Raw genomic sequence first — 23,152 nt, forward strand, 5'->3', positions numbered from 1 at the left:
AATTTAAATGAAAGACCAAATTATTAAAATTAATGAAATTGAACTAGCAAACAACAAACCGTTTGTATTGTTTGGTGGTATTAACGTATTAGAATCTCGCGATTTAGCTATGCGTGTTGCAGAGCATTACGTAGAAGTTACGACGAAACTTAATATTCCTTATGTATTTAAAGCGTCATTTGATAAGGCTAACCGTTCTTCAATCAATTCGTACCGTGGTCCGGGTATGGAAGAAGGTTTAAAAATATTTGAAGAGATTAAAAAGACCTTCAACATACCGCTTATTACCGATGTACACGAACCGCATCAAGCAGCACCTGTTGCTGAAGTTGTTGATGTAATTCAGTTACCAGCCTTTTTAGCACGTCAAACAGATTTAGTTGTGGCGATGGCTAAAACAGGTGCAATTATTAACGTGAAAAAACCACAGTTTTTAGCGCCACATGAAATGCGCCATATCATTACTAAATTTAATGAAGCGGGTAATAATAATATCGCACTTTGTGAGCGTGGTTCTAGCTTTGGTTACAACAACCTAGTGGTTGATATGCTGGGTATGGATGACATGAAAGCAATGGCGCCTGTTATTTTTGATGCAACACATGCTCTTCAGCGCCCTGGTGGCCGAGCTGATTCTGCTGATGGTCGTCGTGCACAAGCAGCAGAGCTTGCACGCAGCGGTATGGCGCTGGGTATTGCAGGTTTATTTATTGAGGCGCATCCAAACCCTAACGAAGCTAAATGCGATGGCCCATGTGCGCTAGCGCTTAGTAAGTTAGAAGGATACTTAACGCAAATGAAAGCGGTTGATGATTTAATTAAAAGCTTTGCCCCACTTGATACAAGTGCAAGCGATTTATAATTAAGCATGATGTTTATTAAAAAGCGACTCAGGTCGCTTTTTTTATGCCTTTAATATACACAAACTTATATGATGTATATAATCTCACGCATAAGAAAAACTAATTCTAAGCTTGGTTATTATGTCAAGACGGGTACCTCCATTAAACGCATTAAAAGCCTTTGAAGCGGCTGCGCGTCATTTAAGTTTTACTAAGGCTGCAGAAGAGCTCTATGTAACGCAGGCGGCAGTAAGTCATCAAATAAAAACACTTGAAGAGCATTTAGGTTTAAAGTTGTTTTTACGTAAAAACCGCTCATTATTATTAACTGAAGAAGGCCAAGGCTATTTTTTAGATATAAAAGAGATTTTTACTCAGCTTATTGATGCAACTGAAAAGCTATTAGCCCGTGGTGCTAAGGGCTCATTAACAGTTAGTCTAACACCAAGTTTTGCTATTCAGTGGTTAGTGCCTCGTTTGAGTTTGTTTAATGAGTTACACCCAGAGATAGACGTGCGAATAAAAGCACAAGATCAAGATGAAAACTCACTGACTGATGACGTAGATATTGCTATTTACTATGGAAGAGGTCATTGGAATGGCGTACAAGCGTACAAACTTCATACCGAGTATTTAGTACCACTTTGTAGTCCTATGTTATTAAGCGGATTAAAGCCGCTTGATCAACCTAGTGATTTAGCGCATCACACCTTATTGCATGACACCACACGTAAAAACTGGAAAACGTGGATGAAAACTGCAGGCGTGCGTAACATTCAGGTAAATCAAGGGCCTATATTTAGTCACTCATCAATGGTGTTACAAGCTGCAGTACATGGGCAAGGTGTGGCAATTGGTAATAGTGTATTAGCTAAACCCGACATAGATGCAGGGCGTTTGGTTATTCCGTTTAATCACAGTCTAGAAAGTAAAAATGCATATTACTTAGTGCTTCGCGAATCGCAAACAGAGCTTGGTAAAATAGTTTCGTTTAAAGAGTGGATGCTGAGCTTAGTAGAGCATGAGCAAGAACATGAGTATTAATAATGATTGAATGGTTTAAAAACACCGCACAACCTGCAATTGCACAGTTTATATTTGCGCATGGTGCAGGTGCTGGTAGCGATTCTGACTTTATGCAACATATGGCAAAATTAATAAGCGAGCAAGGTGTTGATGTTGGTTTATTTGATTTTGAATATATGCAAATTGCTAAACAAACTAATAAACGTAGGCCTCCAGAGCGAGCGCCAAAGCTACTTACTCATTATGAGCAAGTGCTTGGGCAGGCGCAGCCAGATTTACCGTTATTTATAGGCGGTAAATCGATGGGCGGACGCATGGCATCAATGCTTGCGTGCAGCACAGAGCAAAGACTTTCGGGTGTTATTGCATTTGGTTATCCATTTCATCCGCCGGGTAAGCCAGAAAAGTTACGCACCGATCATTTTGCTGATATTGTTTGCCCTTTTTTAGTATTACAGGGCGAGCGAGATACATTTGGTACACGTGAAGAACTGCTTACTATGGAAATGCCAAAACAGCCTTTATTCACATGGCTGACTGATGGCGATCATTCATTAAAACCACGTAAAAAAAGTGGCGTAACTGAACTGCAAAATAGAGAAACAGCAGCGTTAAGTGCCGTTGAATTTATTAAGCAACAAGTAGAGATGTGTTAAGACTCGATTAGGGGATTAGATGATTAAATTATTTTTAATGACCGGCAGTATTTTTTGTATGCTCTCGGTTATGTTAGGTGCATTTGCTGCCCATGGTTTAAAAAGCCGTTTATCGGAGTATTCATTAGGGGTTTTTAAAACAGCTGCTGAGTATCAAATGGTGCATGGCCTTGCACTTATTGCGGTGGCTATTTTAATCAAATGGGGCATAAACCTGAGTTGGGCTGGTGGTTTTTTTATAACGGGCACACTACTTTTTAGTGGCAGTTTATATTTACTCGCTCTAACAGATATGAAGTGGCTAGGGCCGATAACACCGCTTGGTGGATTGTGCTTTATTATTGGTTGGATTGTTATTTTAGTGCAAGTCGCACGATTTAAGTTTTAAAGAGTTTAAGGGTTAATATGTCTAGTGTTGTGATTTATTGTCGTAGTGGTTTTGAAAGCGATGCCGCTGCTGAAATAACGTTTCATGCTGCAGAGCAGGGTTTTGCAGGGTATGTAAAAGCAAAGCCAAATACAGGTTATGTTGTTTACGAATGTTTTGAAGCGCATCACAGCGACGAAATAATCAAAAAAGTCGATTTTAAAAATATGGTGTTTGCACGCCAATGGTTTGCCGGTACATTACTTGAAAACATGCCAGTAGAGGACCGTGTAAGTGCAGTAGTTGAAGCTGCTAAAGATTTTACATTGTGCTCAGAACTGCGCGTAGAAACGCCAGATACAAATGAAGGCAAAGAGCTTTTAACGTTCTGTAAAAAAATATCAACGCCGCTTAAAAAAGCCCTCGAAAAACAAAATACAGTACTGCGTGAGCCAAAAGCAAACCGCCCAGTAATGCATGTCATGTTTTTAACAAACAATACGGCTTATGTTGGTTACTCGTATAGCTTTAATAATTCTCCATTTTTCATGGGTATTTTACGCCTTCGTATGCCAAGCGATGCACCGAGTCGTTCAACGTTAAAACTCGACGAAGCGTTTAATGTATTTATTCCTGAGCAACAACGTGAATCACGCGTGGCAGCAGGTATGCGCAGTGTTGATTTAGGTGCATGCCCGGGTGGTTGGACTTATCAGCTTGTACGCCGTGGTATGTTTGTAAGTGCGATTGATAACGGCCCAATGAATGACGATTTAATGCAAACGGGGCAAGTTAAACATTTTAGAGCAGATGGTTTTAAATATCGCCCAGAAAAAAGAAATATTACTTGGTTAGTGTGCGATATGGTGGAAAAACCAACCAAAGTGACTACGCTAATGATTGACTGGGCAGTAAATGCATACGCAAAAGAGTTTATATTTAACTTAAAACTACCTATGAAAAAACGCTTTGATAGTGTTTATGAATGTCTTTCGATGATAAGAAAAGAGCTTGAGAAACATAGCATTAATTACGAGTTACAAGCTAAACATCTCTATCATGATCGTGAGGAAATAACCGTTCATTTAAACGTTACTAAGGTGCCACAAAATTTGTATAGTTAATATGTAGAGGCTAAAAGTGGTAAAAAACAATATTAATAAATGGCTAAGTTTACTTTTTTTATCACTTTTAATCACAGGTTGTGGCGGCGGCGGAGAAGGTAGTGATTCAACTACGCCCTCTGGTAACGCTGCGCCCAGTGTTACGCTCTCTGTTAGTAGTAACGTTATTGTCTCTAACCAATCGTTTACTATTACTGCGCTTGCAAGTGATAGTGACGGGCAAATAGCCAATTATCAATGGCAACAACTTAGTGGTCCTGAATTTACATTTATTGTTAATGGCAATACGCTTACAGCTACTGCACCGAGTGTAACCACTGACACGACCTTTAGTTTTTCAGTTACTGTTACTGATAATTCAGGTGCTACTGCACAACAAGTATTTTCAGGCACTATCACTTCTCAAAATAATGCACCTACAGTTAATATTACAGGCCCAAGTAGTGCACTTGCTAACACACAAGTAAGCTTAGTTGCTAACGCTCAAGATACAGATGGAACCATAAGCACTATTAGTTGGATTCAGTCTGCGGGAGATAATGTTGATTTTAGCCAGTCAGATGGTGTACTTAGTTTTACTGCCCCCAATGTATCTGAAAATACAACGCTAGGCTTTAGCGTAACCGTAACTGACAATGCCGGTAAAAGCGCTCAAGCGAGTAAAACGGTTTTAATTAATCAAGTAAATAGCGCGCCAACAGTCATTGTTACAGGCCCAGAAGAAGCTGAAAAAGATGACAGTGTAACCCTAGTTGCAGATGCACAAGACAGCGATGGTAGTATTAATAACATAACCTGGCAGCAAACAAGTGGCCCTGTAGTTGAATTTACCCAAACAGAAACAAGTATTAGCTTTAATGCGCCCACTGTTGCGCAAAATACCAATGTAACGTTTGTAGTAACTGTTACCGATGACGATAACGCTACAAATAGCGCCCAGAAAATAGTTGTAATATTAGCCCCAAATAATCCACCGGCTGCCGATGATGTAAATATAAATGTGCAATATAACCAAGCCACGGAATTTAGTTTAGTGGTTAGCGACGCTGATAACGATAGCGTACAGATTGACTTTGGTGATGATTTAAATGGAGCGCAAATCAGTGTTATTGATGGCCAAGCCTTACGTTTTAGTTACACACCTCCTGCAAACAGTATCACTCCACAAAGCTATACGTTAACGGCGACAGATACAAAAGACACAACCGAATTTGTACTGAGTGTTACCGTTGTTGATTCAACGCCCGCTACAATTAGTAATGTAACGCCCCAAAATAGTAATGACCCAGTCTTTGTAGATAGCCCTGTTAGCATTACATTTTCAGATATTATGCTCGTGAGTACTTTAGCCGTTAACTCTAGCAGTGGTACTTGTACTGGAAGCGTACAAGTGTCAGCAGATAATTTTACTACTTGCTTGGCCTTAACTATTGAAAGTTTGTCGGGTACTACCAGCGACACAAGTACTTATTTTCATACTGTAAATTTAAGCGCAAGCTTTGATGAAGACACTCAATATATTGTTCGTGTTACAGCTGATTTAGCTAATTTTGATAGCACAACTATTTTGGCGCAAACTGCCACCTCGTTTACAACTTCTAGCCAAGATATAAAAATAACAGAGCTTTCATCTGTGCAATTTAGTAATGACTTACCTTGGATTGAACTTTATAACGGCACCGGTGCGACAGTAAATTTACAAGACTACTCTCTTAAAGCTCGCAGTATTAATATGTCTGATAGTACGTTGAGTGATGAGCAAATATTTACGCTGCCTAATAAAGAGCTTTTAAATGGCGCCTATATTATTTTACAAAGCCGCTTTGGCGATGATTTTTTAGCAAGTGCGTCATTAAATAACACTAAGCTTGTGCTTGTTGGTAGCGCGAATGATCAAATTAGGCCTTATTGGTACATAAATGGTTTTGCAGAATTACTTAATAGTGCGGGTACACAAACTATCGACTTTGTTAAGTTTGGAAATTCAACCCAAGAGCCTGAAACAGCCTCGCAGTGGCAAGGCGAAAATGCTGCACAAATACTGCCAGAGCAGGGCGCCAGCTTAAAGCGTACGCTCGGCGCAACCGATACCAACCAAAATACAGACTGGAACTACTCAGTATTCAATACTCCGGCAGGGCCTAACGATATATCTTGCTCAATAGATGATGATGAAGACGGTATTCCAGATTGCGCAGAGGTAGAGGGGGCAACATTTGGTGGGCTGTCTTTATATGAATGGGGAGCGCGTACTTCACAAAAAGATATATTTATTGAAATAGATTATATGGATAGTAGTGATGTTGGAATAACGCCTCATCGAACTGCACTTGAAAAAATTGTTAGTGTATTTGCAAGTAAAGGCTATACCGTTCATTTTGATGTAGGTGACTTATTTGATCAAAATAGCGATATTGCGCCGCAAAACTTTGATTTAGGTGGCGGAAATGTTGTCCCTTTTAATAGTTATACTCCGTTTGAGTACGATTTAAGTAGCCCTAATTTGTTTGCTTATAAAATGGAATATACCGATATAACCCGCAGACCCATTTTTCATTACTTATTAATGGCAAGTAGTGGAAATGAAGATGGTAGTATTAGTGGGTCGGGTATTGCTGAGATCAGCGGTAATGATTTAATGGTAACTATGGGCGGCTGGGGCTTAACGCTCGATACGCAAATAGCAACCAATGTAACTTATAATTATCAAGCATCAACTATCTTTCATGAGCTAGGCCATAACTTAGGCTTATACCATGGTGGCGATGAAGAGGTTAACTTTAAGCCTAATCATTTAAGCTCTATGAATTATTTATATCAATTAGCGGGTTTATCAACAATAGGTAATAACGAAGGCGATCGTTATTATGAGCGTTTTTATCCCGGCAATGCTAGCTGCGATATTACACCAAATACTAATAGTCATTTAGGCTCTACAGATGATTTTATTATTGATTATTCAAGTGGTAGTTCAGCAGATTTAAATGAGAGCACAATACTTGAAGCACAGGGGCTAAATCGAAATGGCTCACTACCTGTTGATTTTAACTGTAATGCAATTAACACCGAAAGCTTAACCAGCTTTGATACTAACCAAGATAATACAATATCAATACTTAGTGATGTAAATGAGTGGAGCATGCTTAATTTGCAGTTTTATATGCAAAGTGCAGGTAATCGATTTGGCGTGCCAAATACTAATAATAGTAAGGTGTATAATTTACAAAGCTCACCTACTAATATTGAAACGCTGCCCAGTTATATAAAAGAAGCGCAGCCAAGTAGTGCAATTATTGCTGAGTTAAAAGCAATTAAAGAGCATTAATATGAAACTAGGGTTAAGTATTAAGTTTATTGTTTGTAGTAGTTTTTTAAGCTTACTAATAGCGTGTAGCGATACTAACAATGCACGTGAATGGTTACTAAAAAATGACAATTTATATTACAAAAATATAGCTATTGACTGGCGAGTTGAATCAGTAAAGGGCTGTAAGACATGCGTTATAAACCAAGATGTTGTTTATCAGCCTGAAGGCATTAGTAGTTATAATACGTTAATGCAGAGTCAAAATTGGGTGGCGGTACATGAGTTAAGTAAAATCAATGTTATCCGTTTAAAGATGCCAGACCAAACACCTTACTTATTCGTAGAGCGTATAAAAGGGCGAACACTAAAGCTGTTTGATCAGCAGCAAAACTACAGTATAAAAATTGGTGAAGTTACAGCCGTTAATTTTAACAATCAGCGCTTTAGTATTTTGATTAAAAAATTTGAAGAAGTAGATAAACAAAGCGTCGCATTACCAAGGCGTGCATCGCTTGAGTTTATTGTTTTAAAAATAGATTAAAAAAGCACCTTAGGTGCTTTTTTATCTCGGGTGCGGTGTCCTTCGGATATTAAAAAGTCAGCAACCTCTTAATTAACTACGGTATTTTGGTCGATAATTATCGACCCACAAACGTGTTGCACCACACACAGCTACAGGCATAACTATTAAGTTTACAAAGGGTATAGCCGTTAATAACATAACAGCAAAACCAAACCCGTATGATAAACCTTGCTTAGATTTTAAATCGTCTTTCATCTGTTTAAAGCCAATTTTATGGTTATCGAACGCATAGTCTTCGTATTGTACTGCGTACATCCAACAGGTAAACAAAACCCATAGTATTTGGCCAATGACAGGTAAAACCCAAAGTAGTATGAAAAAACCAATAGCGCGAGGAAGGTAATAGCACAGCTTTGTCCACTCACGGGCAAGCATTCTAGGTACATCTTTAACTAATTCGGAAAAACCATCATCGTTAATTTTTTGACCCGTTAAATAAAGCTCAACTTTTTCGCTTAATAAAGCATTGAATGGGGCTGCAATAAAATTAGTGATTATAGTAAATAGCATACTGTAGCTAAATAATACGACTAATACAGCAATTGGCCACATTAGCCATTCAAGCCAGCTTAACCATTCTGGTAGCATGTTACTGATGTAGCTAAAGCTATCACTTAGCCATCCAAATAAGAAAAACAACGAACTACCAAATAGCAGAACATTAATTAAAAGCGGGATAAGTACAAAGCGCTTTAACCCTTTTTGGCTAATTAATTTAAATCCCGAAAAAAAATATTCCATACCTTGTGTGATCTGCACTGTAACCTCAAAAAATATTTACCATTAGTTATAGTATAAATAGCTTAATAATTTTGAACAGTAATTTTAAGTAACAAAGTGTTAGCTTTAATGTTGCGGTTTTGGTTATATAGTAACTACAGGTGTTTAGTAATATGCAATTATGATTAATCAATGTAGACCAGATTAGTTTTTTTATTAATAAAAGAATGAACTTACTAATCATGACTATACTGAACTTTACTACGTAGAAAAAAAGCATCTACCAGAGGCTTTTTGTTGTATCAATATGTATAAATAATGCGAGCAAGTGAAAATGGGTACGGATAGGTTAAAAAAGTTATTATCTCACCAGCAAGGCATTTTATCTAAAATTGCATTAGGGGTACCTTTAAATGAGGTGCTTACTGAAATTTGTTTATCAATAGAGCAGATTATTGATGATGAATCTGCTAGGTGTTCCATTTTATCAGTTAAAGGCCAGCAGCTTTTTCATTGCGCAGCCCCTAATATTCACCCAGAGTACTGTAGTTTGCTTAATGGGGTTCACATAGGGCCAAAAGTGGGCTCTTGTGGTACTGCTGCATTTTCGAAATCGCGCACAATTGTAGAAAATATTGAAATCTCACCGCTATGGGAGGACTTTAAAGCTTTAGCGCTAAAGTTTGATCTTAGGTCATGTTGGTCAACACCTATTTTTTCAACTCAAGCTGATTTGTTAGGCACCTTTGCTATCTATCACAGCACACCTAAAACCCCATCAGAGCAAGATTTAGAATTAATAGATTTTTTTGTGCACTTTTCAAGTATCGCTCTTGAGAAAAGTAACGAATTTGAGAAGGCAAAACAGCTTGTCGTTAATTTACAGCACAGTAATGAAAAATTTAAAGCCTTCACCAAAGTAATGCCCGATCTCATCCTCATTTTAAGTGAAGATGGCACATATACCGATGTTTATGGTACCTCTAATGAGTTACTGCTTGATTCGACCACGGATCTTATTGGTGAAAATGTTAAAGACCTGCTTCCTCAAAAAGATGCGAAGATGATAATGGATGTCATCGAAACAACTCTATCGACTAACGAGATGCAAATTTTTGAATATGAATTAGATGTGCCAAAAGGAAGTATAGTTTTTGAGGGACGAGCTGCCGCTTTAGATCATTACAACCCCAATAGTCCTACAAAAAGACATGTAGTATGGATGGCCAGAGATATTTCAATAAAGAAAAAGGCTGAGCAAGAAGTTCATAAACTCGCCTTTTACGATCCATTAACTAACCTTCCAAATAGAAGAATGCTTAGCGACAGATTAAGCGCGTGTGTAGAGAGTGTTAAGCGTAATAAAAATATAGGGGCATTATTATTTTTAGACCTAGATAACTTTAAGCGTATTAATGACTCGTTAGGGCACAGTGCGGGTGATGAAGTACTTGTAGAGTTATCAAAAAGGTTAAGCGCAATAATAAAAGGCTCAGATACACTGGCCAGAGCGGGTGGTGATGAATTTATTATTTTACTCAAACACATAGGGCAAGATACAAAGCAAGCAATCCTAGAATGTAAAGCCGTTGCTAAAGAAATTCAAAGAGCTTTTCATGATAAGTTTGAAGTGGGCAACCTTGCATTTCAAGTAAGTTGTAGCATAGGTATTTGCCTAATTGATAGCGTAAATGCACAGGCTGACAATATATTAAAATTTGCAGATACTGCTATGTATCGTTCTAAAAATAAAGGAGGTAATAGCAGCAGCTTTTACGATCCAGCCTTGCAAACACTACTTGAAAAGCAAACAGAGCTAGAAACCGACATAGTGAGAGCAATTGCATCTAATGAGTTTTGTGCTTACTTTCAGCCACAAGTTAATACGCAGGGTGATGTTGTTGGTGCTGAAGCACTTATTAGATGGGACCACCCTCAAAGAGGGCTGATAACAGCAAACGAATTTATACCTATTGCAGAGCAATACGGACTTATTCAAAAACTACAAAATATTGTTTTGCATGATATATGTATTTTAATTAACGAGCTTAAAGCAAGCGCTATCATTGACGACTCGTTTAGTGTTTCAATTAATATTAGTCAAAGTCAGTTCAATTCATCAAATTTAAAAGGTGAGCTGTTCAACACTATCAATGAATTTGATATTCGAGCATCACAAATTAAGTTAGAAATAACCGAGTCAATGCTCTCTAGTGATATAGATTATACAATTAGGCAAATGAAAGAGCTCATTGCGGCTGGCTTTTTATTTTCGATTGACGATTTTGGAACTGGATACTCTTGCTTAGCTTACTTAAGTGCGTTTCCTGTTAAAGAATTAAAAATAGATAAAAGCTTTATTGATAAAATTTTAGATAATGAGATTGGCTTTAATATCGCGCAAACAATTATCAGTTTAGGAAAAAGCTTAAACTTAGTGGTCGTTGCAGAAGGCGTAGAAACAATAGAGCAGTATGACTTACTTAAAAAAATGAATATTGACACTATGCAAGGCTACTTAGTTGCAAAGCCGATGGATAAAGAACGTTATTTAAAATGGCATAGTGCTAATAGCAATCCGCAATAATACTTAATCAATTAGAGGGATTAAATCTGGCGGTAACTGTGTTAAAAAATTCTGCCTTGTTATCGACACGATTTTCTTATCTCAAAATAGATCACTTAATTAAGCAAATTTGGTACGGAAATGCTCTCAGAGCTTAATTACTTAAAGGCCAATGTTTAATAATTGGGAATAACCTAACAGAGATTTCCCATATGCTAGGTCACTTTTACTTTTTCTAACTGCTAAAATTCCCCAAACTATATGCTAAATAAGGACTAAAGATTTTTTGGTTAAACAATGCTAAGCTATGCCCGCTTGAATATATTATTTAAAGCTTAATAAACTTATAACAATGAATGGAAGCTTTATGCAGTTAGTCGATTTGAACCCTAATGATCCCGATGTAGTAAATGTATTTGACGATATAGACCGACTTATAAATTCTTTATACCCTGTTGCTACAGCGCAGTCTTTGGAGTTAAACGAATTAACCTTACCTAATGTGTATGCTATTGGTTTAAAAACTGAAGAAGGTATTATCGCTTGTGGTGCGATTGTAGAGAAATTTGATACTCAGCCTTATGGCGAAATAAGACGTTTATATGTAAAACCAAGTCATCGTGGTAAAGGGCTATCAAGACGTATTATGCAGATTTTATTACATCAAGCTGGCGAAAAGAAAATCCCGTTAATACGTTTAGAAACAGGTCCAAAGCAAATAAAATCAATCAATTTATATGAAAATTTAGGCTTTAAACGCTGTAGCAGTTTTGGCTCATATGTAGATAATCCACAAAGTGTATTTATGGAGTTAGGGCTTAGCCAATAAGCTTATTAACGCTACGACATGTTAAAGCTTAATGTGTCGTAAATATCTGGCCTCATTATTACCTTGTAATAAAAGTCATACTCAAACTATTAACTATAAAAGCAGCTTTTATAGTGATGCAAAAAATACTTCACTGTTTTTAACACCTGTCTTCGTATAAAATCTGCCTCGATAATTAGTGACTAACTTACAAAGCGAGAATTTTTATCTTTTCTAAAAGTAGCAATAAACAAATGAGCGAAATAACAGTAGTAACCCACAATGGTAATTTTCATGCAGATGACGTTTTTAGTATTGCGGTACTTAAACATGTTTTGCCAACGTTTAAACTGGTACGTACTCGCGATAAAGCGCTTATAGAGAGTGCCGACTTTGTAATTGATGTAGGTGGCGAATACGACCCTGAAACTAATCGCTTTGATCATCATCAACGCGGTGGTGCAGGCGAGCGAGAAAATGGCATCCCTTTTTCATCATTTGGTTTAGTGTGGAAAAAATACGGCTTAGCGCTGTGTGATGATAACCAAGCCGTGGCTGATAGAGTGGATTCAGGCTTAGTTTCAACCATTGATGCCATTGATTGTGGTCATGTTGAAGGTGTATCAAAAGGAATAAGCTTGAGCCAAACAATCTCAATGTTTAACCCTACGTGGGAAGAAGAGAGTAACTTTGATACCTGTTTTGATGAAGCTGTTGAATTTGCAGCTCGCATGCTCATTCGTTTTATCGCCTCAGCTCACGGTAGTGTAAATGCAAAAGCGATTGTTGCTAAAGCAATTGAAAATGCAGAAGATGCCAGAGTTATAGTGCTTGAAAAATACACACCGTGGAAAAAAACAGTGCATATTTTATCAAGCGATGCGCTATACATGGTTTACCCATCGCATTCTGGGCAATGGATATTACAAACAGTACCCGTTGAGCCTGGCTCGTTTGAAGATAGAAAACCGCTTCCTAAAGCATGGTCAGGTTTATCTGATCAAGCGTTTATAGATGAAACCGGTATTGACGACGCTGTGTTCTGTCACAATGGCTTATTTATAGCGGGCACTAAGTCGTTTGAAAGCACAATGAAACTTGCCACCATGGCGCTTAGCGAATAACAACGCAGATTCATAACGAATACTAAGCATAACAATTTATATAGATTGTTATGCTTGTTATATTAGCGTGGAGCATTATGTTTGAACTAAAAACAATCGCACTTTTTACTATTACAGCCTTAGCAGAAATAGTGGGTTGTTATTTGCCTTACCTTTGGCTTAAGCAAGATAAAAGCATTTTACTTTTAATTCCTGCGGCTTTAAGTTTGGCACTATTTGCATGGTTGCTATCTTTACATCCTACTGCAGCAGGGCGCGTGTATGCAGCTTATGGCGGCGTATATATTTGTGTTGCGCTATTATGGTTATGGGTTGTTGATGGCGTAAAGCTTACTATGTGGGATATTATTGGTGGTTTAGTTGCACTGCTAGGTATGGCTATAATTATGTTCGCACCAAAAAGTGCATAGCTGGCTCATACTCAATAAATAAAAAGCGCCTATTTATAGGGGAAAACACATATAGGCCCTGTCTTGGCTAAAAACCAAATGCACAGCTGCAATTTCTACCTCCAAAGATAAACACACCCTAGTGCTATTTAAAGTCCTATCTCGATTATTTTCAAACTGCCAATAAAATATAACAACTTCAATACGACAGGCAATACCTAACGCTACATATGCGCTAAGCAACTATTGAAGCTGGTGGATGTTATGCTGAGCGTTTTAGAAGTGCAGATTATATTCAATTTTAAAAATGCATAGGTATTACTTAAACACAACACGTTGGCTAAACTATGAGTAATATGAAGCGTGTAGAACACTCGGTTCTAATTCTTCAAAAGCAGATTCTATTATCAAAGTAACTCCAGATTAGTTTTATTGAATAGGGTGATTCATTTTTGCTAATAAAATTTATAATGAGTCATTTAAAAACAGCCATTTTTTACAACTTTTCTTATCTTTAACAATCATCAAAGTCCTATTTTATATACGCTGGAGGGCAATGCGTGATTGGTTGTTTTTTTAACATTAAAAATCACTCGTTACGAGTAAAAATACTTGTTGGACTTAGATCTCTATTTTTCTTTTAATGCGCGGCACTAGCCGAGTCGGCATTAATTAAATAAAAGAGAAAGATAAATGAAAGAAACAACATCACTAGAACAAGCTCGTACGAGCTACAATGTTCGTCATTGGAGCCAAGGTTTTTTTGGTATTAATGATCAAGGTGATGTGTATGTTGCGCCCAAGGCTCATGCACCAGAGCAAACTATTGCATTAACAGATATCGCAAAGCAACTACAAGATAAAGGTTTAAGCTTACCTGCTTTAGTTCGTTTTCCGCAAATTTTACACCATCGTGTACACAGCTTATGCGGCGCATTTAATACTGCGATTGAAAACTATGGTTACCCTAAAGACTACTTATTAGTTTACCCAATAAAAGTAAACCAACAACGTGAAGTGGTTGAAGAAATAGTAGCAAGCCAAGCACAAGTAGAAAAAAAGCAACTTGGTTTAGAAGCAGGCAGCAAGCCTGAACTACTTACGGTATTAGCACTGGCTGAAAAAACCAGCGCTGTTATTGTATGTAATGGCTACAAAGATAAAGAATACGTACGTTTAGCACTTATTGGCGAAAAGCTAGGTCATAAAGTGTATATCGTACTTGAAAAGCTTTCTGAGCTAGACATGGTACTTAGCCAAGCAAAAGAGCTTAACGTAAAACCACGCATTGGTATTCGTGTACGTTTAGCGTCGCAAGGTAAAGGTAAATGGCAAGCGAGTGGCGGCGAAAAATCAAAATTTGGTTTATCTGCATCGCAAGTTTTGCATGTAGTTAATCGTTTAAAAGACGCAGACCAACTTGATTTACTTCAGCTAGTACATTTTCACTTAGGCTCACAAATGGCGAACATTCGTGACGTACGTTTAGGTGTAAGCGAAGCGGCGCGTTTTTACTGTGAGCTACGTAAGTTAGGCGCAGAAATTGATTGCCTTGATGTAGGTGGCGGTTTGGCTGTTGATTACGACGGCACACGCAGCCAGTCGCATAACTCTATGAATTACAGCTTAGCTGAGTACGCAAATAACATTGTGTACACCATTGGTGATACATGTAAGCAATATGAGCAACCAATGCCGACTATTATTTCTGAGTCGGGTCGTGCGCTTACGGCGCATCATGCTGTGCTTATTTCTAATGTTATTGGTACTGAAAGTTACACGCCAGAAGAGTTAGTAGCGCCAGCGGCAGATGCACCCCTGTTATTAAAAAACATGTGGGCATCGTTTGTGCAGTTAACTGATTTAACGGATGACCGTGCATTAATTGAAATCTATCACGACAGTCAAGGCGACTTAGCTGAAGCACATAACCAGTTTGCACTCGGTTTATTAGACTTATCGCAACGTGCATGGGCTGAGCAAATTAATATCCGTATTTGTTATGAACTTAACAAGCACATGGATAATAAAAACCGTTTTCATCGTCCTATTATTGACGAGTTAAACGTACGTCTAGCCGATAAGTTTTTTGTAAACTTTTCGTTATTTCAATCGCTTCCAGACGCATGGGGCATTGATCAAGTGTTTCCGGTATTGCCATTAAGTGGCTTAACTGAAGCACCAAAAAAACGTGCTGTATTACTTGATATAACCTGTGATTCAGACGGTGCACTTGAGCATTACGTAGATGGACAAGGCATTGAAAGCACACTACCTGTACCAGAGTTTAGCGCTGATAAACCTTATTTAATGGGCTTTTTCTTGGTGGGTGCTTATCAAGAAATTTTAGGTGACATGCATAATTTGTTTGGCGATACGCACAGCGCAATTGTTAATATGGATGAGCAAGGCGTTGCAAGTATTACCGAGATAAACCAAGGTGACACTGTTGCCGATATGATGCGCTATGTACATTTAGATGTTGAAAGTTTTCAGCAATCATACGAGCAGTTAGTAAGCACTAAAATTGAAAAACACGAACAGCAAAGCGTTTTAGACGAGTTGCAAAGCGGCCTTGATGGCTACACTTATTTAGAAGAGTTATAAGCAATGTCGACTTTGTTTGGTCACGCAGATCACTCATTGTACTCAAATGGGATGACGTTTTTACGTCGTCCTATGGTGCAAAATATTAATGCAATTGATGCAGACGTAGTCGTTTTAGGCTTACCGTTTGATTTAGCGACATCGGGTCGCCCTGGTGCACGTTTAGGCCCTGATGCGATTCGTCGTGCGTCGGTTCATTTAGCATGGGAAGACACTAAGTACCCATGGACGTTCCCGTTGTTTGAGCGCTTAAAGGTGGCAGACGCAGGGGACTTTACTTACCCCGTTGGCGATCCTGAATATTTTACTGCGCAACTAGAAATGGCTGCTGAGCAAATACTTCGCCAAGGTAAAACGCTATTAGGTTTAGGGGGCGATCACTTTGTGACGCTTCCGCTATTACGCGCTCATGCAAAAATACATGGCAAAATGGCGTTAGTGCACTTTGATGCGCACACCGATACCTATAGCAATGGCTCGCGTTTTGATCACGGCACTATGTTTTATCATGCACCAATGGAAGGGCTGATTGATGTTGAGCACAGTATACAAATAGGTATTCGTACCGACTTTGATCAAAGTAAACATGAGTTTGCTGTGATTGATGCAATGCAAGCCAACGATTTACATGCAAATGATATTGCAGCGCAAATACTTGAACGAGTAGGTGACCTACCTGTTTACTTAACGTTTGATATTGATTGTTTAGACCCTGCGTTTGCGCCTGGTACAGGCACTCCTGTGTGCGGTGGTTTAACGTCAGATAAAGTACTTAAAGTACTGCGTGCGCTAAAAGGCATAAACATGGTAGGTATGGATGTGGTAGAAGTATCACCTTCGTACGACCAAAGTGAGCTTACCGCAATTGCCGCAGCAACCATTGCGAGCGAATTACTGCATTTGTGGACGCATAAAAATAAGTACTAATTTTACAAATTAAATACTACAAAAAAGGGTATGCGCTTGCATACCCTTTTTTTACTTAGAGGTATCGATTATTCAGCAGCTTAATTTCCTTTAACCAAATAACGCTTAGCCCAATAAGAGGCAGGTTAGTAGTTACAGGGTTAAATGCTTCAATAAGCAATTGTGGCTGCATTACAACTACAGCGAGTAGAAGGCCAATTAACGCTAAAATATTTAAAATTACTAGGTGTTTATTTTTATAAAACACAAATAAACACAATCCAAATATAATTTCGCCAACACCCGCCGAACGTGTAATTAAGTCAGACACTTCTGCTGAAAAACCAGCACTGCCAGTCATTAATTTTTCAAGAGGTGCAATATGATAAAGCTTTGGAAAAAAGCCATGATATATCCAACTTAAACTCACTATGTAGCGAGCAAGTTGAATATAACCGCGATTATTTCCTAGCATTGTCAATACGCTCTTGTGCACTTGGGTGGCTAGATAAGTACTCTAAAAAGTCATTTACTTTTTCGAGGTGCTCGTTTTCGCTGGTATGGCTTTCTTGTAGGGCTTCTATTGCATCAGCAAAGTCATTACTCGAATACCCAAGCGACTCTAATTGAGTGAGTGCAAAGGTATCTGCCTCGCGTTCCATATCTCGTGAAAACCCTTGCTGAGCAAATGATGCACCTGTACCTAATGCAACCTCTGCAACCCCTTCTAAATCACCAAATACAACCGCTAGCACAATCGTACTTGCGGCAGATTGTGCTGTAATACGTACGCTATGCTGGTGGACTACATGGCCCATTTCGTGTAGCAATACCGCTTTTAGTGCATTGGGTTTATCGGCAAGTAAATTTGCTAAATCATCTGTGACCACGATACGGCCATGGGGTAGTGCAAACGCGTTAGCACCAAAGCTGTCTGATTTATAAAACGATAATCTATAAACCGATTGATCAAGCGATAACGCATTAAGCATATTTGTAAAATGTGCTTGTACTTTAGTTTGCTGCTCTGCGGGCAGCTCACTTGGGTCAAGCGCAATCTTTTTAATAAGTGTAAAGCTTTGCTCCCCCATTTGTTCCACAACATTACGTGGCAAGGTATCAACACTGTAAACAGCAATGGCCGGTACCGCTTTATAAAGTACTAACCACATAAAAAGTGGTGTAAATATGACTGCGGCTAAAATTGCCCATTTACTTTTTTCAAGACGCTCCATTATGTGATGGTTATTTTCTTTAAATGGCCATCTGTAACTTACATCTTGAGGAATAAAACGACTGCCATCTTCAAAGTTTAGTTCGTCGGCAAGTCCTGCCATCCCCGAACTTAATTTTAGACTTGAGATTGCGTGGCGAGCTATAACGTGTTCATCGTTGATAACTTCAATGTGTGTGTCGCTAATAGTTGCAACACACACTTGATAGTTACTCGATGCGATGGGGAAAAAATGTCCCTTTACATGCATAGTGAGCTCTTAAGTTAGAGAAAGGTCAATATCAAATACGTTTGCAGCTTCTTCAGCAAATGATGATTGCTGTTCTTGCGCGGTATCAATTAGGTTTAATGCACCAGGATAAATAGTGACGTTAGTTACATCAGCGAGCATTTTTGATGTACGTACTTTTGTCCATGGGTATGCAAGGCCTAAAGAAAATACAATAGCCAACATATTAGTTAATAGTAAAACAGCGAAAGGAATTGGTTTTAGCTCTGATTTAAATGTAGCAACGCCTTCAAAATAGCTGTTATCAAAAATGTGATTTCTAATAGCGGCGTGCCATACAGCAGAAACAATGGCAATCATTAGCACATAGGCAATCATCATAAAGATAGGAAGCATAACCATAGCTGCAGAGTTTTCTAAATTTTGTTGGTTTTCAATATCTACTAAGTTGAGGCCAAATAATCCTAAAATCCCCATAAATACCACCATGGTGATAGAGCTCACTACAAAGCAAATAAGCGCTGTTAAGTAATAGGTTTCGCCTTTTAGATTTACAGTAAGCGGTTTGTCGCCATAACTAATATTACTATGTATATAGCTATCAATACGTTTTATAACGTAAGGCATTAATAAATAAAGCGTAAATATGCTTGCAATAGGTAATAGTATAAAGTTAACAAAGGCTTCGCCATAGCTGCCTTTAAAAGCAAAGCGAACATTACGATGGCGGGTCATACGCAGATTAAAACGTAAACCTTGGTTAATAATCCATGGCATTAAAAAGATAAAACCAAAAGCAATAAATAGGCCTAAAATAGGCATAAAGCTAATAGAGAATGTATAAATAAAAAATACAATAACCGCTAAAATCCGACCTTTTAAAATTTGTATTGGCGTTGCTAGGTAGTCAAAACTATGACCATCTATGCGGGTGTGGCCGTAAAAATAGCGATGCGTACGTACTTTAGCCCACGCTGAGTATATGCCAAGCGTAATAACGCTAAGTAATATATTTACAATCCAAATTCCAAAAAACTCACCGCCTTTACCACTAAACTGCACTTTTCCGCTAAAAATTGGTTCAGCAGGCTCATTTATTGGTGGGGTTGTTTCAGATGGGGTAGGGTGTATTGATTCCATTAAAATTATATCCATGTTGTTTTTTTGTTAATTTACCCATTTTTAGTGCAAAATTCAATGTTTATAATTATCTCACCCTTCTGTAAACAGCTATAAATAGGCGTTTTAAGTATTGAGTTAAATACTCTAATACTTTTTTATAAATAAACCTCGCTGGTTTTATTTATTTGGCTGGTACCTGGGAACTTTAGCTTTTTAATATGCGATTTAGCTACTATACATAGTTAATGCTGCTTAAATGTAATGGCATTAATTATGTATTAAGCACACCTACGTACAATTAAGCTAATTGATTTATATGCCAAAATAATAGATTGTAAGAGTAGTGGGGATGTAAATTTATTTAGGTTTTACAGCTTTTATCACCGCTTTAAATAACATTAGGATATTTATTATGTTTCAAGCAGTCGTGTTAGGGGGATTAGAGTTTAGCCCGCTGATTGTTTACTTCCCAATTGCGTTTATTTTAACAGCGCTGACTCGTTTTGCTTTGCATCGACTAGATTGGCATGACCGTATTTGGAAAGTGGCTTGGTTTGAAGTGTCACTATTTGTTTGTTACTTGGCACTGGCCGTCTATTTACTAAGTGGAAGATAAATTGAATGATTAAATATCTGCGTATTACTTTTACTATATTGGTTGTTATAGCTGCGGTTTTTGCTGGGCGTTGGGTATGGACTGACTACATGCATACTCCTTGGACGCGCGACGGTCGCATTCGAGCAGACATAGTTACAATTGCTCCAGACGTGTCGGGTTGGGTGACTGCTTTAAACATTAAAGATGGTCAAAACGTACAAAAAGGCGAAGTACTTTTTAATGTTGATCAAAAGCGTTACCAAGCAGCGCTTGATAAAAGTAAAGCCAATACAGAAAATACGCTATATACATGGGAGCTTGCTAAACATAAATACGAAAGACGTGTTGAGCTAAACACTCAACAGGCAATAAGTGAAGAAACGCTAGAATCAACACGTATCAATACTAAAATTGCTGAGGCAAATTATAACCTAGCTAAAACAGAGCAAACAATTGCGCAATTAAATGTTGATAGAACTAAAATTGTTGCGCCTGCATCGGGGCAAATAATTAATCTGAATTTACGCCAAGGTAACTATGTAGCTCAAGGCACACCTGTGTTTGCTATCGTGCAGTCAGATTCATTTTACGTAACGGGTTACTTTGAAGAGAGTAAAATACCGCTTATTTATCCTGATCAAAAAGCTAAAATAGCGCTTTTAAGCGGTGGTAAGCAATTAACGGGGCATGTAGTGAGTGTAGGTAAAGCAATTGCAAATACGAATACACAAAGTAACGGGCAGCTTTTACCACAAGTACAACAAACATTTAATTGGGTACGTTTATCGCAACGTATTCCTGTTGATATTAAGTTAGATTCATTGCCCGAAGATACACAGTTAAGCGCAGGAATGACCGCCACAATACATCTCGCTACACGTTAAGGGGAAGACAGTGGGCGTTGTATTACAAAATTTGTTTTTTCCTAAAAAACAGGCAATTATTTTTGCGACTAAGGGCGTTATAGCCATGGTAATGGCGCTTACTATTGCTATGTGGCTTAATCTTGAAAGACCTTATTGGGCGTTAGTCTCGGCTATATTTTTGCAATTACGCCCGCAAAGCGGATTAGTTATTGAAAAAGCAATTTGCCAAATAATAGGCACCATAGTGGGTGGTTTATTTGGCATATTGCTTTTAACTCAGTTAATTCTTTACCCTTATTTAGCGCTCGGTGCACTTGCATTATGGTTGGGGGTAAACTCTGCGTTATCGGCAATGGTACGCCAAGCAAACTTTGTTTATGCGTTTGCTATGGCAGGTGTAACAGCCGCTATTATTGTGCTTTTAGTGATGGTTACTCCGGCAATGGTGAGCAGCCAAAGCATATTTGATATTGCACAAGCGCGCGTGAGTGAAATAGTAATAGGCTCGATATGTGCAGGCCTTGTGAGCCATTTGTTTTGGCCTGTAAAAGTTAAACACTTACTGCAAGTACAAGCGAGGTCGGTTATAAACCAAACGTTAGATTATTTAGTAACTGAGCTTGATTCTAAAGGCTCGCACGAAAATCGCCATCAACAAATAGATGGCATTATGGCAACGTTAGGATCTATAAACGAAGACTCTAGCGCAGTAAGGTACGAAGGACCAAAAGGTCCAGGGCGCTCACGTGCTGCAAATCAATTGTCGCAAAAAGTGCTTTCTTTACTGGCTTCAATTCAAATAATTGGTCGCCTGCAACGAAACCACGCAGACCTTATTACTCCCACATTAGACAAATTAATAAGTAAACTTAAACACGTATTCGCGCAAATTAAAGAATCTGACGATTTTGATTACTGCGCCGAACAAGTTAAAACGCTGCGTAAAGAGCTAACCGACTATAGATCAAATACGGTGTGTGATTCGCCATTTGAATCTCACATGCTCAATGTGAGTTTAGAAGTGGCAGCCGACTTAACAATTTTACTACGCGCATACAGAGCTTTAGAACAACGCGATAAAACATTATTAAATGCACCCAGTATGCTTACATATCGCGACCCATTAGCTGGCATTATTGTTGGATTTAGAACTGCTTTGGTGTTTTCTATCGGCGCATTTATTTGGATTAATACAGGTTCTTCAGCTGCATTATTAATTATGATATTACCGGTCATATTTTCGATAATGCTGGCGAGAATACCCTTGGCTATTTTACAGGTTGTAATTAAACGTTTATTGGCAGGTATAATTGTTGCTACTTTTGTAACTATTTTTTATGCGTTAAATTTACTGTCGCAAAGTGGTGGGCAATTAGAAATATTGTTGCTTGTATTAGCTGGTCCGTATTTTTTGGGTTTACTGTTACTCGCTGATCAACAAACGCTGCCATACGGCTTAGGGTTTTGTATTCCATTTACTATTTTGGTTAGACCCAGCACGGATATGAGCCTAGCGTTTTCAATTGATTATACACTTAGTTCTGCAATCGCTATTTTTGCTGGCGTGAGTATTTTATTTTGGATTTTTCAGTTATTTACAGGACCAAGTGTTCAGTTACTTGTTCATCGTGTTTTTAAGGCTACCTATAAAGATTTACTCGAAATAAATACCCATCAAACTCCGAGTATTTGGTACAACCGCCGCATGGCAGATAGGTTAATCCGTTTAACTAATTACGATCAGGGTTCACACTCACGCGCTATTACCGATATGGCTCTTACCGGTCTAAACTTAGGGCATGCTTCAGTGCGATTAAACTCAATTTGCGAAAACCTTGCTGGTGACACAAAGCTAAAATACTTAAATGAGTGGCAACGCACGTTGGCTGATGCATTTATGCTGGCTACCAAAGGTAAGTTTGATGAAAACTTTAAGCAAGCGTCTGATAATCTTTATAACGAATTAGCCGCATCTGTTGGTGATTCAAATCAATTAGAAGCGATAAAAGGGATGTTTATTCGCATTAATCTGACCTTTGAAAGAAGTGCCAGCAAGATAAATTAACCCCATTCGCTGC

The 23,152-nt window shown here is 38.3% G+C and carries 20 protein-coding genes; 16 read left to right on the forward strand and 4 right to left on the reverse strand.

Going from position 1 to position 23,152, the window contains the following annotated elements:
- Positions 1 to 7: 7 nt before the first annotated feature.
- From kdsA to I6E82_RS11845, 7 genes are all read left to right on the forward strand, one after another.
- Positions 8 to 862 (forward strand): 3-deoxy-8-phosphooctulonate synthase, encoded by an 855-nt coding sequence (gene kdsA, locus I6E82_RS11815; protein ID WP_007583968.1) that lies wholly within the window; start codon positions 8 to 10, stop codon positions 860 to 862.
- A gap of 121 nt (positions 863 to 983) precedes the next feature.
- Positions 984 to 1,886: a transcriptional regulator GcvA gene (locus I6E82_RS11820; protein WP_002958561.1), complete on the forward strand. Its 903-nt coding sequence runs from the start codon at positions 984 to 986 to the stop codon at positions 1,884 to 1,886.
- 2 nt (positions 1,887 to 1,888) lie between these two features.
- Positions 1,889 to 2,524, forward strand: a complete 636-nt coding sequence (locus tag I6E82_RS11825) for an alpha/beta family hydrolase (RefSeq protein WP_197117987.1) — start codon at positions 1,889 to 1,891, stop codon at positions 2,522 to 2,524.
- 19 nt (positions 2,525 to 2,543) lie between these two features.
- The gene (locus tag I6E82_RS11830) at positions 2,544 to 2,912 is read left to right on the forward strand and encodes a DUF423 domain-containing protein (protein ID WP_024591610.1); all 369 of its coding nucleotides are present in this window, start codon (positions 2,544 to 2,546) and stop codon (positions 2,910 to 2,912) included.
- 17 nt (positions 2,913 to 2,929) lie between these two features.
- Positions 2,930 to 4,015, forward strand: coding sequence for a 23S rRNA (cytidine(2498)-2'-O)-methyltransferase RlmM (gene rlmM, locus I6E82_RS11835; protein WP_007583974.1), 1,086 nt, complete (start codon positions 2,930 to 2,932; stop codon positions 4,013 to 4,015).
- A gap of 16 nt (positions 4,016 to 4,031) precedes the next feature.
- Positions 4,032 to 7,340, forward strand: coding sequence for a PKD domain-containing protein (locus I6E82_RS11840; RefSeq protein WP_197117988.1), 3,309 nt, complete (start codon positions 4,032 to 4,034; stop codon positions 7,338 to 7,340).
- A gap of 1 nt (position 7,341) precedes the next feature.
- Positions 7,342 to 7,863, forward strand: coding sequence for a hypothetical protein (locus tag I6E82_RS11845; protein ID WP_197117989.1), 522 nt, complete (start codon positions 7,342 to 7,344; stop codon positions 7,861 to 7,863).
- Positions 7,864 to 7,935: 72 nt separating this feature from the next.
- Here the strand turns inward: I6E82_RS11845 and cysZ are convergent, their stop codons facing one another.
- Positions 7,936 to 8,646 (reverse strand): sulfate transporter CysZ, encoded by a 711-nt coding sequence (gene cysZ, locus I6E82_RS11850; protein ID WP_010554723.1) that lies wholly within the window; start codon positions 8,644 to 8,646, stop codon positions 7,936 to 7,938.
- A gap of 313 nt (positions 8,647 to 8,959) precedes the next feature.
- Between cysZ and I6E82_RS11855 the strand changes: the two genes are divergently transcribed.
- From I6E82_RS11855 to speB, 6 genes are all read left to right on the forward strand, one after another.
- Entirely contained in the window at positions 8,960 to 11,212 is a 2,253-nt protein-coding gene (locus I6E82_RS11855) for a sensor domain-containing phosphodiesterase (RefSeq protein WP_024591606.1), read from the forward strand.
- 346 nt (positions 11,213 to 11,558) lie between these two features.
- Positions 11,559 to 12,020, forward strand: coding sequence for a GNAT family N-acetyltransferase (locus I6E82_RS11860; protein ID WP_024591605.1), 462 nt, complete (start codon positions 11,559 to 11,561; stop codon positions 12,018 to 12,020).
- Between the two features lie 233 nt (positions 12,021 to 12,253).
- The gene (locus I6E82_RS11865) at positions 12,254 to 13,123 is read left to right on the forward strand and encodes an MYG1 family protein (protein ID WP_024591604.1); all 870 of its coding nucleotides are present in this window, start codon (positions 12,254 to 12,256) and stop codon (positions 13,121 to 13,123) included.
- A gap of 77 nt (positions 13,124 to 13,200) precedes the next feature.
- Positions 13,201 to 13,533, forward strand: coding sequence for a YnfA family protein (locus tag I6E82_RS11870; protein WP_007378102.1), 333 nt, complete (start codon positions 13,201 to 13,203; stop codon positions 13,531 to 13,533).
- Between the two features lie 672 nt (positions 13,534 to 14,205).
- Positions 14,206 to 16,119 carry a biosynthetic arginine decarboxylase gene (speA, locus tag I6E82_RS11875; RefSeq protein ID WP_197101623.1) on the forward strand — a complete coding sequence of 638 codons (1,914 nt, stop codon included), beginning with the start codon at positions 14,206 to 14,208 and terminating at the stop codon, positions 16,117 to 16,119.
- Between the two features lie 3 nt (positions 16,120 to 16,122).
- Positions 16,123 to 17,046 carry an agmatinase gene (speB, locus tag I6E82_RS11880; RefSeq protein ID WP_007583987.1) on the forward strand — a complete coding sequence of 308 codons (924 nt, stop codon included), beginning with the start codon at positions 16,123 to 16,125 and terminating at the stop codon, positions 17,044 to 17,046.
- A gap of 55 nt (positions 17,047 to 17,101) precedes the next feature.
- Here the strand turns inward: speB and I6E82_RS11885 are convergent, their stop codons facing one another.
- From I6E82_RS11885 to I6E82_RS11895, 3 genes are read right to left on the reverse strand one after another with little or no spacing between them, the layout of a single operon-like run.
- Positions 17,102 to 17,500, reverse strand: a complete 399-nt coding sequence (locus tag I6E82_RS11885; protein WP_197117990.1) for a DoxX-like family protein — start codon at positions 17,498 to 17,500, stop codon at positions 17,102 to 17,104.
- Complete coding sequence (locus I6E82_RS11890) at positions 17,487 to 18,509, reverse strand: M48 family metallopeptidase (protein ID WP_010555376.1); 1,023 nt, start codon at positions 18,507 to 18,509, stop codon at positions 17,487 to 17,489. The genes I6E82_RS11885 and I6E82_RS11890 overlap by 14 nt, the downstream gene beginning before the upstream one ends.
- Positions 18,510 to 18,518: 9 nt before the next feature.
- A complete protein-coding gene (locus I6E82_RS11895) occupies positions 18,519 to 19,628 on the reverse strand; it encodes a YjgN family protein (protein ID WP_197117991.1) in 1,110 nt (369 codons plus the stop codon).
- Positions 19,629 to 20,022: 394 nt separating this feature from the next.
- On the opposite strand from I6E82_RS11895, the gene I6E82_RS11900 reads away from it, so the two are divergent.
- From I6E82_RS11900 to I6E82_RS11910, 3 genes are read left to right on the forward strand one after another with little or no spacing between them, the layout of a single operon-like run.
- Entirely contained in the window at positions 20,023 to 20,226 is a 204-nt protein-coding gene (locus I6E82_RS11900) for a DUF1656 domain-containing protein (RefSeq protein WP_008171772.1), read from the forward strand.
- 5 nt (positions 20,227 to 20,231) lie between these two features.
- Positions 20,232 to 21,092: an efflux RND transporter periplasmic adaptor subunit gene (locus I6E82_RS11905; protein WP_165721408.1), complete on the forward strand. Its 861-nt coding sequence runs from the start codon at positions 20,232 to 20,234 to the stop codon at positions 21,090 to 21,092.
- Between the two features lie 10 nt (positions 21,093 to 21,102).
- Positions 21,103 to 23,139 (forward strand): FUSC family protein, encoded by a 2,037-nt coding sequence (locus tag I6E82_RS11910; protein ID WP_197117992.1) that lies wholly within the window; start codon positions 21,103 to 21,105, stop codon positions 23,137 to 23,139.
- Positions 23,140 to 23,152 lie beyond the last annotated feature (13 nt).

Origin of the sequence: Pseudoalteromonas sp. NZS11 (assembly GCF_015864765.1) — a bacterium.
Taxonomy (GTDB): Bacteria; Pseudomonadota; Gammaproteobacteria; order Enterobacterales; family Alteromonadaceae; genus Pseudoalteromonas; species Pseudoalteromonas arctica.

Excerpts from the sequence above, each read along its gene's own strand:
- kdsA (WP_007583968.1), top strand. The coding sequence starts at position 8 with ATGAAAGACCAAATTATTAAAATTAATGAAATTGAACTAGCAAACAAC.
- I6E82_RS11820 (WP_002958561.1), top strand. The coding sequence starts at position 984 with ATGTCAAGACGGGTACCTCCATTAAACGCATTAAAAGCCTTTGAAGCG.
- I6E82_RS11825 (WP_197117987.1), top strand. The coding sequence starts at position 1,889 with ATGATTGAATGGTTTAAAAACACCGCACAACCTGCAATTGCACAGTTT.
- I6E82_RS11830 (WP_024591610.1), top strand. The coding sequence starts at position 2,544 with ATGATTAAATTATTTTTAATGACCGGCAGTATTTTTTGTATGCTCTCG.
- rlmM (WP_007583974.1), top strand. The coding sequence starts at position 2,930 with ATGTCTAGTGTTGTGATTTATTGTCGTAGTGGTTTTGAAAGCGATGCC.
- I6E82_RS11845 (WP_197117989.1), top strand. The coding sequence starts at position 7,342 with ATGAAACTAGGGTTAAGTATTAAGTTTATTGTTTGTAGTAGTTTTTTA.
- cysZ (WP_010554723.1), bottom strand. The coding sequence starts at position 8,646 with ATGGAATATTTTTTTTCGGGATTTAAATTAATTAGCCAAAAAGGGTTA.
- I6E82_RS11855 (WP_024591606.1), top strand. The coding sequence starts at position 8,960 with ATGGGTACGGATAGGTTAAAAAAGTTATTATCTCACCAGCAAGGCATT.
- I6E82_RS11860 (WP_024591605.1), top strand. The coding sequence starts at position 11,559 with ATGCAGTTAGTCGATTTGAACCCTAATGATCCCGATGTAGTAAATGTA.
- I6E82_RS11865 (WP_024591604.1), top strand. The coding sequence starts at position 12,254 with ATGAGCGAAATAACAGTAGTAACCCACAATGGTAATTTTCATGCAGAT.
- I6E82_RS11870 (WP_007378102.1), top strand. The coding sequence starts at position 13,201 with ATGTTTGAACTAAAAACAATCGCACTTTTTACTATTACAGCCTTAGCA.
- speA (WP_197101623.1), top strand. The coding sequence starts at position 14,206 with ATGAAAGAAACAACATCACTAGAACAAGCTCGTACGAGCTACAATGTT.
- speB (WP_007583987.1), top strand. The coding sequence starts at position 16,123 with ATGTCGACTTTGTTTGGTCACGCAGATCACTCATTGTACTCAAATGGG.
- I6E82_RS11885 (WP_197117990.1), bottom strand. The coding sequence starts at position 17,500 with ATGCTAGGAAATAATCGCGGTTATATTCAACTTGCTCGCTACATAGTG.
- I6E82_RS11890 (WP_010555376.1), bottom strand. The coding sequence starts at position 18,509 with ATGCATGTAAAGGGACATTTTTTCCCCATCGCATCGAGTAACTATCAA.
- I6E82_RS11895 (WP_197117991.1), bottom strand. The coding sequence starts at position 19,628 with ATGGAATCAATACACCCTACCCCATCTGAAACAACCCCACCAATAAAT.
- I6E82_RS11900 (WP_008171772.1), top strand. The coding sequence starts at position 20,023 with ATGTTTCAAGCAGTCGTGTTAGGGGGATTAGAGTTTAGCCCGCTGATT.
- I6E82_RS11905 (WP_165721408.1), top strand. The coding sequence starts at position 20,232 with ATGATTAAATATCTGCGTATTACTTTTACTATATTGGTTGTTATAGCT.